The sequence below is a fragment of the Streptomyces sp. NBC_00239 genome, from assembly GCF_036194065.1.
Classification (GTDB): domain Bacteria; phylum Actinomycetota; class Actinomycetes; order Streptomycetales; family Streptomycetaceae; genus Streptomyces.
In genome coordinates this window covers 6083606-6097361 of the sequence record NZ_CP108095.1, presented here as the reverse complement: position 1 = coordinate 6097361, position 13756 = coordinate 6083606, and the positions used below count along the sequence as shown (strand labels likewise).

Sequence of the window (13756 nt, the reverse complement as noted above, 5' to 3'; positions counted from 1 at the left end):
CGATCATTCACCCTTACGAACGCCGTTCAGAATACTGAACGGACTCGCGCGGGCCAGTACGGACCCGGAGCCCCCGCAGGGCCGGGCCGGCCCGGGCAGATCCAGGAGGCAGTGGCGCCATGGCAGCAGCACCAGTCTGGAGTGTGGACCCCCGCACCGGGAAGCAGCGCGAACAGGTTGCGGCGCAGGCCACACCCCAGGCGGTGGACGCGGCCGTGCGAGCGGCGCACGACGCGCGCACCGCGCTCGCCGACCGCACCGCCCGGATCGCCTTCCTGCGCGCCGCGGCCCGGACGCTGGACGAGGCGGTGGCGGCCGTGGTCGAGACCGCCGACGCCGAGACGGCCCTCGGCACCGCCCGCCTCACCGGTGAACTCGCCCGCACCACCTACCAGCTGCGCGCCTTCGCCGACCTGGTCGAGGAGGGCGGCTACCTGGACATCCGGATCGACCACGCCGATCCCGCGCTCACCCCGCCCCGCCCGGAGCTGCGCCGCTACAAGGTGCCGCTGGGCGTCGTCGCCGTGTACGCGGCCTCGAACTTCCCGCTCGCCTTCTCGGTCCCCGGCGGCGACACGGCCAGCGCCCTCGCGGCCGGCTGCCCGGTGGTGGTCAAGGCGCACCCCGACCACCCCGCGACCTCCGAACTCTGCGGCGCGCTGCTGCGCCGGGCCGCCGTCGAGGCGGGGCTGCCCGAGGACGTCGTCACCGTCGTGCACGGCTTCGACGCGGGGCTGGAACTGATCCGCCACCCGCTGGTGACCGCGGCCGGATTCACCGGTTCCATCCGGGGCGGGCGGGCCCTGTTCGACGCGGCCGCCGCCCGGCCGGTGCCGATCCCCTTCCACGGCGAGCTCGGCTCGCTCAACCCGGTCGTGGTCACCGCCGCGGCCGCCGCCGAGCGCGCCGAGGAGATCGGCGCGGGGCTCGCGGGTGCGATGACCCTCGGGGTCGGCCAGTTCTGCGTGAAGCCCGGCCTGGTGCTGGTGCCGGAGGGCCCCGACGGCGACCGGGTCGCCGAGGCCCTCGCCAAGTCCGTCGCCGGGACCGCCCCCGGTGTGCTCCTCGACCTCCGGATGCGGGACAACTTCCTGGCCGGGGTACGTGAGCGGGTCGCGCTTCCCGGGGTGACCGCGCCGGTCGCGCCGGGGGCGGGCGCGGACGCGCCTGCCGAGTCGGGCGCGGACGCCGATGTCGGCGCCCGTGCCGGTGGCGGCTCCGGTGAGCTGACGGTCGGCGCGGGCTTCCTCTCGGTGCCCGCCCGTCACCTGACCGAGCCCGAGGGCCCGTACGGGCTCCTGCTGGAGGAGTGCTTCGGTCCGGTCACCGTCCTCGCGCGGTACGCCGGCCAGGACGAGGCGGCCGCGGTGCTGGGGCGGCTCCCCGGGAACCTCAGCGCCACCCTCCAGCTGTCGGACGCCGAGGCGGCGGGCGCGGCGGGCCCGGCCGCGGAACTGATCGCCCAGGCGGCCTCGCTGGCCGGGCGGGTCCTGGTCAACGGCTGGCCCACCGGCGTGGCCGTGGCGCCCGCCCAGCACCATGGCGGGCCGTACCCGGCGGCGACCTCGCACTCCACCTCGGTCGGTGGTACCGCGATCGAGCGGTGGTTGCGGCCGGTGGCCTACCAGTCCGTACCGGATGGACTGCTTCCGGCGGAGTTGCGCGAGGGGAATCCGCTGGGGCTCCCCCGCCGGGTGGACGGCTCCCCCGCCAACGCCTGACTCCCGCCCCCGCCCAGCGCCCCTCGGCTCCGCCGGCTGACCGTGGCGCGCCGATTCAGCCTCGCCGGCGTTCGAGGCGCGGGTCCGGGCGGAGCCCGGTGCCCGGCGCCAGCCGGGTTGCAGTCCCGGGGCTCCGCCCCAGACCCCGCGCCTCAAACGCCGGCGAGGCTGGATGTGCCCCGCTCAGGCCGAGGTTCGCCTCAGGGCGTTGGCGAGGCTGGAGGTTGCCCCAGGGCACCGGCAAGGCTGAGGTGGGCTCTGCCCAGCCCCGCGCCTCAAACGCCGGCGAGGCCGGGGGTCGGCCGGACGGCACCCCGGGCCCCCGGCGGTGTCCGGGCGGGCAGAAAGTGCGTTGCCGGGTCGTGGGGTGGGGCGCCAGACTCGGGGGGTGCCCAGACCCCATGGATTCACGTACGAGCAGCGCGGCGACGGCAGCGTCGTCATCACCCACCAGGGCCGGGCCGCGGGCACCCTCCGCGGCGGCCGGGCCGAGAAGTTCCTGGCCGAGGTGGAGTCCGGGGACGGGCAGCTGGTGATGGCCCGGTGGACCGGCGCCTACAAGTTCGGCAACGAACGCGCCGCCCGCAACCACCCGCGCAACCGCCGCTGAGCCGCCGAGCGGCCACTGAGCCGCCCGGCCGAACTTCCCGCAGGGTAAGGGAACGGCAAAGGCACTCCGGTCGTTCACCGGGCATGACCGCTATGACCCCTGGTTCGAACCTGCCGCTGAACACCGTCCGCGTGACGGTCGACGTGGCCGCTCCGGTACGGCTCGACGTGTCCGGGCTGCTGCTCGCCGCGGACGGCAAGGTCCGCTCCGACGACGACTTCATCTTCTACAACCAGCCGTCGGGTCCCGGCGTCGCCTACCGGTCCGGCGGCGGTACGGCTCCCGACGCGATCGTCGTGGACACCTCCGCCGTTCCGCCCGGCATCGAGAAGATCGTGGTCACGGCCAGTCCGGACGCCGCGGGGCAGAGCTTCCAGGGCATCGAGCCCACCGCGACCGTGCGCAACGCGGACGACGGCAGCGTCATCGCGTCCTTCACCCCGCCGCAGCTGGGCTCCGAGACCGCGCTCGTGGTCGTCGAGGTCTACCTGCGCGGCGGGGTCTGGAAGGTCCGCGCGGTCGGCCAGGGGTATGCGAACGGCCTGGCGGGCATCGCCACCGACTTCGGCGTGTCCGTGGACGAGCAGCCCGCCGCCGCGGCCCCCGTCGCCCCCGTGGCCCCGCCGGCGCCCCCCGCCCCGCCGGCCGCCCCGCAGCCCGGCGCATGGCCGGCCCCGCCCGCGACCCAGGCCCCGCCGGCGCCCCCCGCACCCCCCGCAGCCCCCGCGCCGCCCGTCGCCGCCCCGGCCGCCGCCCCGAGCGGCAAGATCAACCTCGACAAGGGGCGGGTCAGCCTCCAGAAGAACCAGACCGTGTCCCTCGTCAAGGGCGGCCGCCCGCTGCTCTCGCAGGTCAAGATGGGCCTCGGCTGGGAGCCCGCGTTCCGCGGCAAGGACATCGACCTCGACGCCTCGGTCATCGCGTACGGCCCGCAGCGCAACCACCTGGACAGCTGCTACTTCGGCAAGCTCTCCATCCTGGGCGGCTCGATCAAGCACTCCGGTGACAATCTGACCGGTGACGGCTCAGGGGACGACGAGGTGATCGTGGTCGACCTGGGCCGGCTGCCCGCCGAGGCCACCGGTCTGGTCTTCACCGTCAATTCGTTCTCGGGCCAGAAGTTCACCGAGGTCGCCAAGGCCTACTGCCGCCTGATCGACGCGGCCACCGGCGAGGAGCTGGTCCGCTTCGACCTCACCAGCGCCGAGCCGCAGACCGGCGTGATGATGGCCAAGCTGATCCGCCAGTTCTCGGGCGAATGGGAGATGACCGCCCTCGGCGAGTTTGTGAAGTCGCGCACAGTCCGGGGCATGGTCAAGCCCGCTGCGCAGGCACTTTGACGAAAGGGCGGGTCCGAGGTGACACATTCAGGCGATATTCGAGGATGACTGTCAGTGCCCGCCCCTAACCTGGATCCCATGTACGACACACTCATGCCTGCGGGCCCGGCTCGCCCATCCGCCGCCGAGGCGAATGAGGCGATACGGCTGCTCGTGGAAAACCTCGCGGGCGAGGAGTGGCCGGCCGAAGCCTACGAATTCCTGCTGGAGGAGTGGGCCGCGGCCTCGCGCGCGGAAGCCGAGGCGGCCGAGCTCTGATCCGGACGACGCAGGGAAGGGCCGGCCGCGCCACGCGCGGCCGGTCCTTCCCCGTCCCGGTCCCGGTACCCTTCCTGGCCCCCGTCCCGGTCCCCGTCCTCGTCCCGCTCGGGCCGGTGGATCAGTGCTTGCGGCGCCACGGGCCGGTGATCGCCAGCATGATCCCCGGGTCCTGGATGCTGGCGAACAGCGTCCGGCCGTCGGGCGAGAAGCAGACCCCGGTGAACTCCGAGTACTCCGGCTCCGCCTCGGTGCCGATGTTCAGCTCGTTGCGCGCCAGCGGGTAGGTACGTCCGCTCTCGGTGGCACCGAAGAGGTGCTGCAGCCCGGAGCCGTCCTCGGCGATGATCAGACCGCCGTACGGGGAGACGGTGATGTTGTCGGGCCCGTCGTAGCCGCCCTCCACCGACGGGTCGGCGTTCACCCCGATCAGCACCGTCAGCCGGACCGTGCGGCGCTTCGGGTCGTAGAACCAGACCTGGCCGTCGTGCGCCGCACCCGGGCTCTCCTCACGCGCGAACGAGGAGACGAAGTACGCCCCGCCGTCGGCCCACCACATGCCCTCCAGCTTCCGGGCCCGGGTGACCTCGCCCTCGCCGAACTGCTTGCGGACCGGCACCGTACGGGCGTCGCGGTCCGGCACGTCCACCCAGTCGACGCCGTAGACGGTGCCGATCCGGGTGGCCCGGGACAGGTCGTCCACGAACCGGCCCGAGCTGTCGAAGCACTTGGCGGCCTGCAGCACGCCCGCGTCGTCGGCGAGGGTGCGCAGCCGGCCGCGGCCGTGCCGGAAGCCCTGCGGCGGGACCCAGCGGTAGAGCAGGCCGTTCGGGCCGGAGGCGTCCTCGGTGAGGTAGGCGTGACCGCGCTTGGGGTCGATGACCACGGCCTCGTGCGCGTACCGGCCGAACGCCTTGACGGGCCGCGGGTCCTGGTTGGCGCGCCGGTCGTGCGGGTCGACCTCGAAGACGTAGCCGTGGTCCTTGGTCATGCCGTTCTTGCCCGCGAGGTCCTCGTTCTCCTCGCAGGTCAGCCAGGTGTCCCAGGGGGTGCTGCCGCCGGCGCAGTTGGTGGACGTGCCGGCGATGCCGACCCACTCGGCGACCTCGCCGCCGCGCCGGACCTCGACGACCGTGCAGCCGCCGGCCGCGCCCGGGTCGTAGACGAGCCCCTCGGTCAGCGGCACCGGGTACGCCCAGCCCGAGCGCTTGCCCTTCAGCTCGTGGTTGTTGACGAGCAGCGTGACCCCGCGGTGGCCTTCGAAGGCGGCGGTGCCGTCGTGGTTCGAGGGCGTGGACTCGCCGGACTCCAGCTTCGTGACACCGCTGTGCGTCAGGACGCGGTACGAGAATCCGGCGGGCAGCGCGAGGAGGCCGGCCGGGTCGGCGACCAGCGGACCGTACCCCGGCGCGCAGTGCTTGCCGTCCGCGCCGGCGCCCTGCGCCGTGCTCTCGTCGGCGGCCAGGGCGCCGGGGGCGGTGGCCAGGGCCCCGACCGTGCCGGTGAGGGCGACTCCGGCTCCCGCGATCGCGGTGCGGGCGGTGAATTCTCTGCGGCTGAGCGGCATCGGTTCTCCTTGTGGGGACGCGTGCGCCTGTACGGGCGTCCCCCGGAGGAAGTCCGGGGGAGGTCGCGGACAGGCTCGCGGCCGTGCCTGAACGGCAGTTGAACTTCCCGCGAAGGACGGTCGCCCCGTTGGATGAAAACCGGCCCGGCGGCCGGATTCCGTCCGTGTCAGCCCTGCCGCGAGCGCGCCTTGAACGCCGCCTTCCGGGCCTCCTTCGCCGCCTTCTTGTCGGGGTGCAGCCGGCCCATGGCCTCCAGCACCTCCGCGGTGGCCGGGTGCGCCACCCGCCAGGCCGCGTCGAAGAACCCGCTGTGCCCTTCGGTCAGTCCGGCCATCAGGGCTGCCAGCCCCTCCGTCTCCCCGTCCGCGGCCAGCTGGGCCGAGATCGTGTCCACGGTGAGCCAGAAGACCATGGCCTGGTCCGGCACCGGCACGTCTGCGGCGCCGCGCTCGGCCAGCCAGACCCGGGCCAGCCCGCCCAGTTCCGGATCGTCGAGCACCGCGCGCACGGCGGGCTCGGCGGCGCCGTCCGTGAGAGCAAGCGCCTGCTGGCAGCGCAGCCTGCGCAGCGGGCCGCCGGCGTCGCCGCCCCGCGCGGCGGCCAGGAGTTCGGCCGCGGCGCCCGGCACCTCGCGGCGGGCGAGCCACTGCTCGATCTCCGCCTGCGCCGTGTCCTCGGAGAAGTACGAGACGGCGTCCAGCAGGGCATCGGCGCCCTTGTCCGCGAAGTCGCCGACGGCGGGGGCCTCCACCCCGGCCTCCTGCATCCGGGCGCGGACGCCGAACAGGCCCAGCGGGGTGAGCCGCACCAGCCCGTACCGGGACACGTCCTCCACGTCCTCCGCGTCCTCGCCCCCTTGCCCGGCACCGGCACCGGGCACACCCTGCGCCCCCGCCGGGAGCGCCCCGTCCCCGAACGCCCCGTCCGCGTACGCCTCGTCCGATTCGTCCACCTCGGCCATCAACGCCTCGTCCACCGGCCGGTATTCGACCAGCCCGATCGGCTCCAGCTGCCGGAACTGGTCGTCGAGCCGCATCATCGCGTCGGAGACCTGTTCCAGCACCTCGTCGGTCGGATCGGCCATGTCGTCGGGCACGATCATCGAGGCGGCGAGCACCGGCAGCGGAACCGGCCCGTGCGCGGCCCCGCCTTCCGCGACGGTGAGCAGGTAGAGGTTGGCGAGCACCCCGTCCAGGAACTCCGATTCGCGCTGCGGGTCCCAGTCCAGCCGTCCGAAGTCGATCTCGCCGCCGGAGTCCAGCGCGTCCACGAGGTCGTCGAGGTCCGGCACGGCCGCGTCGGCGAGCACGGCGTCCAGGGCGGTCAGCCACAGGTCCAGGACGTCGGCGGGCGCGCCGCCGGCGACCAGCCCGAGTTCCTCGCCGTGCACCACCGTGCCGCCGGTGTCGCCGGCCCCGCCGGTGTCCTCGGCTTCCTCGGTCACCTCCACCAGCCCGGTGTCCACGGCGATCCGCCAGGCCTCGCTCGCGTACGCGAGGCCCTCCGGGTCCTCGTCGAGGCCGAGGTGCACCGCCGCCTGCGGCAGCAGCTCCTCGACGAGCTCGCCGCCGGCGCCGACCCTGGTGGCGGGCCCGGCCCAGCGGGCGAGGCGCACCGCGCGGGCGAGCAACGGCGTCCCGAGGGCGTCTCGGGCGAGCTCCGCGTCGGAGTGCAGCCGTACCGGCGGCAGCGTGGGGCGCTCTGCGGACATCGGGTGATTCTCCTCGTCGCGGTGGGGTGCAAGGTCGGGGCGCAGGTCGGGTCCGGACGCGTGCGGGACCGCCTTGGGCGGGCCCCAGCGTAGACGCATTTCACCGCATCCCGGCCGGTTCATCGCACCGTCAGGTTCCGTACCCCCGGTAGACCTTGACAACATCCCTGGTCACACAAGACATTGACGCGCGTAGATCTATGCAGATCGCACCGCCACTCCGTTCCCTCATCAACACACCGGAGTCCTGCCCATGCGTTCCCGTCCTCAGGTGACCGGACCCCTTTCCCGTTCCGCCGCCGTCGCGGCCGTCGTGGCCACCGCCCTGGCCACCGGCCTGCTCGCCGGAACCACCGCCGCCGCCGACGGCGAGGCCTCCCTGCGCGTCCACGACATCCAGGGCGCCACCCGAATATCCCCGTACGCCGGCAAGCAGGTCGCCGGCATCGAGGGCGTCGTCACGGGCGTCCGCACCTACGGCTCGCGCGGCTTCTGGATCCAGGACCCGCAGGCCGACGACGACGCGGCCACCAGCGAGGGCGTCTTCGTCTTCACCAGCTCGATCCCGACCGTCGCGGTCGGCGACGCCGTCCAGGTCTCCGGCCTGGTCGGCGAGTACGTCCCCGGTGGCCTGAACTCCGGCAACCAGTCGGTCACCCAGATCAGCAAGCCCACCGTGACGGTGGTCTCCTCCGGCAACGCGCTGCCCGAGGCCGAGCACATCAACGAGTACTCGGTTCCGGAGCTGTACGCGCCCCAGGGCGACGCGGCCGCGGCCGGCAGCATCAACGGCCTCACCCTGGACCCGTCCACCTACGCCCTCGACTACTACGAGTCGCTGGAGGGCATGAACGTCCGCGTCGGCACCTCCCGCGTCGTCGGCGCCACGGACCCGTACGCCGAGCTGTGGGTCACCGTGAAGGGCTGGGAGAACAACACCCGGCGCGGCGGCACCCTCTACGGCTCGTACGAGTCGCAGAACACCGGCCGCCTGCAGATCCAGCAGCTCGCGCCGCTGGCGCAGCAGCCCTTCCCGGTGGCGAACGTCGGCGACAAGCTGACCGGCATCACCGAGGGCCCGCTGGACTTCAACCAGTTCGGCGGCTACACGCTGGTCGCGCGCACCCTGGGCACCCTCCAGACCAAGGTCCTGGAGCGCGAGAAGACCAAGGCGCAGAAGCCGGGCGAGCTCGCCGTGGCCACGTACAACGTCGAGAACCTCGACCCGAGCGACGCGCAGGAGAAGTTCGACGCGCTCGCCAAGGCGGTCGTCGAGAACCTCGCCTCGCCCGACATCGTCGCCCTGGAGGAGATCCAGGACAACAACGGCGCGAAGAACGACGGCACCGTCGCCGCCGACCAGACCCTGGTCAAGTTCACGGACGCGATCAAGGCCGCGGGCGGCCCCGCCTACCAGTGGCGTTCGATCGACCCGGAGAACAACAAGGACGGCGGCGAGCCCGGCGGCAACATCCGCCAGGTCTTCCTCTTCAACCCGGAGCGGGTCTCCTTCACCGACCGCGACGCGGGCAACGCGACCACCGCCACCGGTGTCGTCGCCGACGGCGGGCACGCCGCGCTGACCCACTCCCCCGGCCGGATCGACCCGGCGAACACCGCCTGGGAGGCCAGCCGCAAGCCGCTCGCGGGCGAGTTCGTCTTCCGCGGCCGCACCGTGTTCGTCATCGCGAACCACTTCGGCTCCAAGGGCGGCGACGAGGCCCTGACCTCGCACCACCAGCCGCCGGTGCGTTCCTCGGAGGCCAAGCGGCTGCTCCAGGCTCAGGCCGTGAACACCTTCGTGAAGGACCTGATCTCGGTCCAGCGCAACGCGAAGGTCGTCGTCCTCGGTGACATCAACGACTTCGAGTTCTCCGGGACCACGAAGGCGCTGACCGACGGCGGCGCGCTGTACCCGGCGGTCAACTCGCTGCCGCGCTCGGAGCGGTACTCGTACGTGTACCAGGGCAACTCGCAGGTGCTGGACCAGATCCTGACCAGCCCGGCGGTCAAGAACTTCACGTACGACAGCGTGCACATCAACGCGGAGTTCGCCGACCAGAACAGCGACCACGACCCGCAGGTGCTGCGCTTCCTCCCGTAGTCGGGGAGGAGGGCGGGTGCCCGGCCGCCGTCCCGGCCGGGCACCCTGCCACACTTCGGCCATGATCTTCCGAGTTGCCGTCCGCGCGGACCTGCCCGCGGTCCTCGCCCTGCTGGCCGACGAGGAGCGGGTCGTCGACCCGGCCTCGATCGTGGTCGGCGAGGCGCACGAGCGGGCCTTCGCCGACATCGAGCGCGATCCGCGCAACGAAGTACTGGTGCTGACCGAGGCGGATCCGGACGGCGCCGTGCTCGGCTGCCTGCAACTGACGTACATCCCCGGGCTGGGCCAGGGCGGCGCCGAGCGCGCGCTGGCCGAGGCGGTCCGGGTCCGGGCCGACCGGCGCGGCGGCGGTCTGGGCCGGGAGCTGATGGCGCGGGCCACGGAGCGGGCCCGGCGGCGCGGCTGCGCACTGCTCCAGCTGACCAGCAACAAGCGGCGCTCCGACGCGCACCGTTTCTACGAGTCGCTCGGGTACGCGCGCAGCCACGAGGGCTTCAAGCTGCCGCTCGGCGACTGAGCCGGTCCCCGCGGGAGTCCCCAAAAGGGCGTTCCCGGGCCAAGTCGGGACTTTCGGCACTAGCGTGATCCTCGCCACAACGACCGGCGTTTTGGGCCGGTTGTGGTGTTGAGTGTCCCCACGCCCGAATGATTGTGCCCCGCTCCCCGCCTGGAGGACCGCGTGTTCACCTCCATCTCACTGGCTCAGCAGATAGGCCTCGGCGTCCTGCTGGTGGCCGCCCTGGTCTGGGTGCTCGGCCTCGGCCACATGCTGTGGGACAGCCGCTTCCACCACCCGGAACCGGGTGCGTACGAGGGTCTGGCCGTCATCCCGGCGCAGCGCAGCGCGGCCGGGCATCCGATGGAGCGGGTCCAGCTGACTCCGGAGGAGCAGGAGGCCTTCGCGGGCCTGGTGCGCACCATCCCCCTGAACTGAGCCCCATCCCCCCGGACTGAGCCCCCCCCCTGAGTCGCGGTCCGACCCGTCGGGCCCCTCCCCACGGGCGCTGCCCCGCCCCGTGATGTGCGACAGCCCGCCGACCGGAGTCCGGTCGGCGGGCTGTCGCACGTCGCAGGGCGGGCGCCGGGGGCGCGCCGGCTCAGTTGTGGCTGTGCAGGACGTCGTTGAGGCCGCCCCAGACCGCGTTGTTCGGGCGGGCCTCGACGGCGCCCGTGATGGAGTTGCGGCGGAAGAGGATGTTGCTCGCGCCGGAGAGCTCCAGGGCCTTGACGACCTGGCCGTCCGGGAGGCTGACGCGGGTGCCCGCGGTCACGTACAGGCCGGCTTCGACGATGCACTCGTCGCCGAGCGCGATGCCGATGCCGGACTCGGCGCCGAGCAGGCAGCGCTCGCCGATGGCGATGATCTGCTTGCCGCCGCCGGACAGGGTGCCCATGGTGGAGGCGCCGCCGCCGATGTCGGAGCCGTTGCCGACGACGACGCCGGCGGAGATCCGGCCCTCGACCATGGAGGTGCCGAGGGTGCCGGCGTTGAAGTTGACGAAGCCCTCGTGCATGACGGTGGTGCCCTCGGCGAGGTGCGCGCCGAGGCGGACGCGGTCGGCGTCGGCGATGCGCACGCCCTTGGGGGCGACGTAGTCGGTCATCCGCGGGAACTTGTCGATCGAGGTGACCTGGAGGTGCAGGCCCTCGGCGCGCGCGTTGAGGCGGACGGTCTCGACCTGGTCGACGGCGACCGGGCCCAGCGAGGTCCAGGCCACGTTGGCGAGGAGGCCGAAGACGCCGTCGAGGTTCTGGCCGTGCGGCTTGACGAGACGGTGGCTGAGCAGGTGCAGGCGCAGGTAGGCGTCGTGCGCGTCCAGCGGCTTGTCGTCGAGCGAGGAGATGACGGTGCGGACGGCGACCACCTCGACGCCCCGGCGCGCGTCCGGGCCCAGGGCCTTGGGCGCGGCCTCGCCGAGGAGCTCGACGGCCTGCTCGGCGGTGAGCCGCTCGGTGCCGGCCGGGCCGGCCTCCGCGACCAGCTCGGGGGCGGGGAACCAGGTGTCGAGGACGGTGCCGTCGGCGGTGATGGTGGCAAGTCCGGCGGCGACGGCGCCGGTGGTACGCGTAGTCATGCCCGAACGCTAACCGGCGACGGCCGCTGCGGGCGAACCGGTCTCATGTGCCGGTCGCGCCGCGGGCCGGCGGGTCCGGCGGCCCGCGTACAGCACGGTCGCGCCGGCCGCGCCGCCCAGCAGCGCGCACAGCGGCCACAGCAGTCCGGGGGCGGTCGCGTACAGGGCGCCGCCCAGGGGCGGGCCGAGGACGACACCGACCACGGAGACCCCGGCGTACAGGCTCTGGAAGCCGCCGACCGCGTGGGCGGGCGCCTCGTCGGCCATGTACGCGGTGGCGGTGGTCTTGTAGAGGATCTCGCCGAGGCTGAGCAGGACCATCATGGCGACGGTGGTGGCGATGCCGACGCCGAGGAGCAGCATGCCGTATCCGGCGCCGACCAGAACCAGCCCGGTGCCGATGACGCCGAGGGCGGGCCGGTTGCGCAGGGTGAGGGCGGCGGGGAGTTCGAGCAGCAGGATGACCCCGCCGTTGATCGCGACGATCAGGCCGAAGGCCCGGGTGCCGATGCCGTGGTCGGCGAGGAAGACGGGGAAGGTCGAGTACTGCTGGCGGTAGACGATGTCGATGACGACGATCGCGCCGAGCAGGACGAGCACGGCGGGCCGGGCCCGCAGTTCGCGCCGGAGGCCGCGGCCCCGACCCCCGTCCGGGGCCGCGGCGCTCCGGGCGGCGCCGCGCGCCGGGACGACGCGGGCGGTCCACAGGGCGAAGAAGAGCGTGCCCAGGCCGTCGCCGACGAAGAGCCAGTCGTACGACAGGCCGGTGGCGAGGAGGGCGCCGAGCGGCGGGCCGATGGTGAAGCCGCCGTTGGAGGCGCAGCGGATGACGGCGAAGGCCTGGCGGCGGGCGCCTTCGGGGACGGTCACGGCGACCAGGGCGGCGTTCGCGGCGCGGACCACGCCCGAGGCGTACTGGGCGGCGGGCAGGACGGCGTACAGGAGCGGGGTGGGCACCAGCGGCAGGCAGAGCAGCACCGCGCCGCCGACCGCGGAGGCCGCGAGCAGCACCCGGCGGTGGCCGTGCCGGTCGCCGAACCAGCCGCCGGTGAAGTTGCCGGCGACCAGGCCGACTCCTCCGATGCCGGTGACCAGGCCCGCCTCGGCGGTGCCCAGGCCGCGCGGCCCGGTCAGGTACACGAAGACGAAGACGAAGGTGAAGCTGACGACCGCGTTGACGAACACCCCGCCCGCGAGCAGCCACACCGCCTTCGGCACGTCCTTCAGCCCGAGCGGTGCGCCCTTCGAGCCGTGCGGCACTTGCCCGGACTCGCGCGCCACTTGCCCGGACTCGTGCGGTACTTCCTTGGACCCCTTCGGCACGAACGACCCCCCGTACGCGTACTTAGTCAGTTCCTTTTGGGAACTCACTCGTGCCGGCAACCTACCATGGGCTCATGACAGTCCCCGAGCAGCGCCCGCCCCGCCGAAGGGAGCCGGGAGATGCCCCAGCGCACCGGCCTCGGTGACGCCGACTGCGCCATCGCCCAGGCGCTCGACGTCGTGGGCGACTGGTGGACCCTGCTGGTCGTCCGCGACGCGGCCCGCGGGCTGTCCCGGTTCGAGGAGTTCCAGCGGGAGCTGGGCGTCTCCCGCAAGGTGCTCACGGAGCGGCTGAAGCTCCTCGTGGACGCCGGGGTGCTCACCCGCGAGCCCTACCAGGAACGCCCGGTGCGGCACGCGTACCGGCTGACCGCGCGCGGCCGGGCGTTGCTGCCCGTCCTGGTGGCGCTCCAGGACTGGGGCGACACGTGGGTGCTGGGCGAGGGCGAGACCACGGCGACGGCCGCGGAGGCATCGCGGGAGGCCGAGCGGGTGCACGCGCTGGCGGGCACCCGGCTGCCGGACCTGCTGCTGCCGGACCAGGACGGGGAGTTGCGCGATCCCGTCGCGGACACCGCGCACACGGTCCTGTACTGCTTCCCGGGAGCGTACGCACGGGCCGAGGCGTACCCGCCGGGCTGGGCCGCCATCCCGGGGGCCCGCGGCTGCACCCTGGAGTCGTGCACCTACCGGGACCGGCTGGCGGAGTTCACGGCGGCGGGCGCGACGGTGACCGGGGTGTCCACCCAGCGGCCGGACGAGCAGCGGGAGTTCGCCCGCGCGGAGGGCCTGGGCTTCCCGCTGCTGTCGGACGCGGACCTGGGGCTGACGGCGGCGCTGCGGCTGCCCACCTTCCGGGCGGCGGGGGTGAGCCGGCTCAAGCGGCTCACCCTGGTGGTGGACCGGGACCGTCGGATCCGCGAGGTCTTCTATCCGGTCCAGGACATCGCGGCGAGCGTCACGGCGGCGCTGGCATCACTCGGCACCGCGCGCGATTAGGCCGCCACCGCGGCGGGGACGCGGCCCGGAGGCTCGGGGCGGCA

General features: G+C 73.6%; 12 protein-coding genes. 8 read left to right on the top strand and 4 right to left on the bottom strand.

Annotated elements, in window-relative coordinates:
* The first annotated feature begins 119 nt into the window (after window positions 1–119).
* The 4 genes from OG764_RS26780 to OG764_RS26765 all read left to right on the top strand — a co-directional run bounded on the left by OG764_RS26780 (window position 120) and on the right by OG764_RS26765 (window position 3929).
* Window positions 120–1721, top strand: a complete 1602-nt coding sequence (locus OG764_RS26780; protein ID WP_328970984.1) for an aldehyde dehydrogenase (NADP(+)) — start codon at window positions 120–122, stop codon at window positions 1719–1721.
* 388 nt (window positions 1722–2109) lie between these two features.
* Window positions 2110–2331: a hypothetical protein gene (locus OG764_RS26775; RefSeq protein WP_328970983.1), complete on the top strand. Its 222-nt coding sequence runs from the start codon at window positions 2110–2112 to the stop codon at window positions 2329–2331.
* 92 nt (window positions 2332–2423) lie between these two features.
* A complete protein-coding gene (locus tag OG764_RS26770; RefSeq protein ID WP_328970982.1) occupies window positions 2424–3671 on the top strand; it encodes a TerD family protein in 1248 nt (415 codons plus the stop codon).
* Between the two features lie 78 nt (window positions 3672–3749).
* The gene (locus tag OG764_RS26765; RefSeq protein WP_328970981.1) at window positions 3750–3929 is read left to right on the top strand and encodes a hypothetical protein; all 180 of its coding nucleotides are present in this window, start codon (window positions 3750–3752) and stop codon (window positions 3927–3929) included.
* Between the two features lie 121 nt (window positions 3930–4050).
* On the opposite strand, the gene OG764_RS26760 is transcribed toward OG764_RS26765, so the two are convergent.
* Both OG764_RS26760 and OG764_RS26755 read right to left on the bottom strand, forming a co-directional pair.
* The gene (locus tag OG764_RS26760) at window positions 4051–5496 is read right to left on the bottom strand and encodes an alkaline phosphatase PhoX (protein ID WP_328970980.1); all 1446 of its coding nucleotides are present in this window, start codon (window positions 5494–5496) and stop codon (window positions 4051–4053) included.
* A gap of 167 nt (window positions 5497–5663) precedes the next feature.
* Window positions 5664–7208, bottom strand: a complete 1545-nt coding sequence (locus OG764_RS26755; protein WP_328970979.1) for a hypothetical protein — start codon at window positions 7206–7208, stop codon at window positions 5664–5666.
* Window positions 7209–7479: 271 nt separating this feature from the next.
* Here OG764_RS26755 and OG764_RS26750 point away from each other — a divergent pair, with 271 nt between their 5' ends.
* The 3 genes from OG764_RS26750 to OG764_RS26740 all read left to right on the top strand — a co-directional run bounded on the left by OG764_RS26750 (window position 7480) and on the right by OG764_RS26740 (window position 10249).
* Window positions 7480–9312, top strand: coding sequence for an endonuclease/exonuclease/phosphatase family protein (locus tag OG764_RS26750; protein WP_328970978.1), 1833 nt, complete (start codon window positions 7480–7482; stop codon window positions 9310–9312).
* Window positions 9313–9373: 61 nt separating this feature from the next.
* A complete protein-coding gene (locus OG764_RS26745) occupies window positions 9374–9832 on the top strand; it encodes a GNAT family N-acetyltransferase (RefSeq protein ID WP_328970977.1) in 459 nt (152 codons plus the stop codon).
* Window positions 9833–9994: 162 nt separating this feature from the next.
* Window positions 9995–10249, top strand: a complete 255-nt coding sequence (locus OG764_RS26740) for a hypothetical protein (RefSeq protein ID WP_328970976.1) — start codon at window positions 9995–9997, stop codon at window positions 10247–10249.
* 163 nt (window positions 10250–10412) lie between these two features.
* On the opposite strand, the gene dapD is transcribed toward OG764_RS26740, so the two are convergent.
* Together dapD and OG764_RS26730 are read right to left on the bottom strand one after the other, a co-directional pair.
* Window positions 10413–11390, bottom strand: a complete 978-nt coding sequence (dapD, locus tag OG764_RS26735) for a 2,3,4,5-tetrahydropyridine-2,6-dicarboxylate N-succinyltransferase (RefSeq protein ID WP_328970975.1) — start codon at window positions 11388–11390, stop codon at window positions 10413–10415.
* Window positions 11391–11399: 9 nt separating this feature from the next.
* On the bottom strand, window positions 11400–12617 hold the full coding sequence (locus tag OG764_RS26730; RefSeq protein ID WP_443056245.1) for an MFS transporter: 1218 nt from the start codon (window positions 12615–12617) through the stop codon (window positions 11400–11402).
* A 216-nt stretch (window positions 12618–12833) separates the two neighbouring features.
* Between OG764_RS26730 and OG764_RS26725 the strand changes: the two genes are divergently transcribed.
* Complete coding sequence (locus OG764_RS26725) at window positions 12834–13712, top strand: winged helix-turn-helix transcriptional regulator (RefSeq protein ID WP_328970974.1); 879 nt, start codon at window positions 12834–12836, stop codon at window positions 13710–13712.
* The last annotated feature ends 44 nt before the right edge of the window (window positions 13713–13756 follow it).

Bases quoted from the DNA above. Each gene is read 5' to 3' on its own strand.
- OG764_RS26725 (WP_328970974.1), top strand. From the start codon at position 12,834: ATGCCCCAGCGCACCGGCCTCGGTGACGCCGACTGCGCCATCGCCCAG.
- OG764_RS26755 (WP_328970979.1), bottom strand. From the start codon at position 7,208: ATGTCCGCAGAGCGCCCCACGCTGCCGCCGGTACGGCTGCACTCCGAC.
- OG764_RS26760 (WP_328970980.1), bottom strand. From the start codon at position 5,496: ATGCCGCTCAGCCGCAGAGAATTCACCGCCCGCACCGCGATCGCGGGA.
- OG764_RS26770 (WP_328970982.1), top strand. From the start codon at position 2,424: ATGACCCCTGGTTCGAACCTGCCGCTGAACACCGTCCGCGTGACGGTC.
- dapD (WP_328970975.1), bottom strand. From the start codon at position 11,390: ATGACTACGCGTACCACCGGCGCCGTCGCCGCCGGACTTGCCACCATC.
- OG764_RS26780 (WP_328970984.1), top strand. From the start codon at position 120: ATGGCAGCAGCACCAGTCTGGAGTGTGGACCCCCGCACCGGGAAGCAG.
- OG764_RS26745 (WP_328970977.1), top strand. From the start codon at position 9,374: ATGATCTTCCGAGTTGCCGTCCGCGCGGACCTGCCCGCGGTCCTCGCC.
- OG764_RS26765 (WP_328970981.1), top strand. From the start codon at position 3,750: ATGTACGACACACTCATGCCTGCGGGCCCGGCTCGCCCATCCGCCGCC.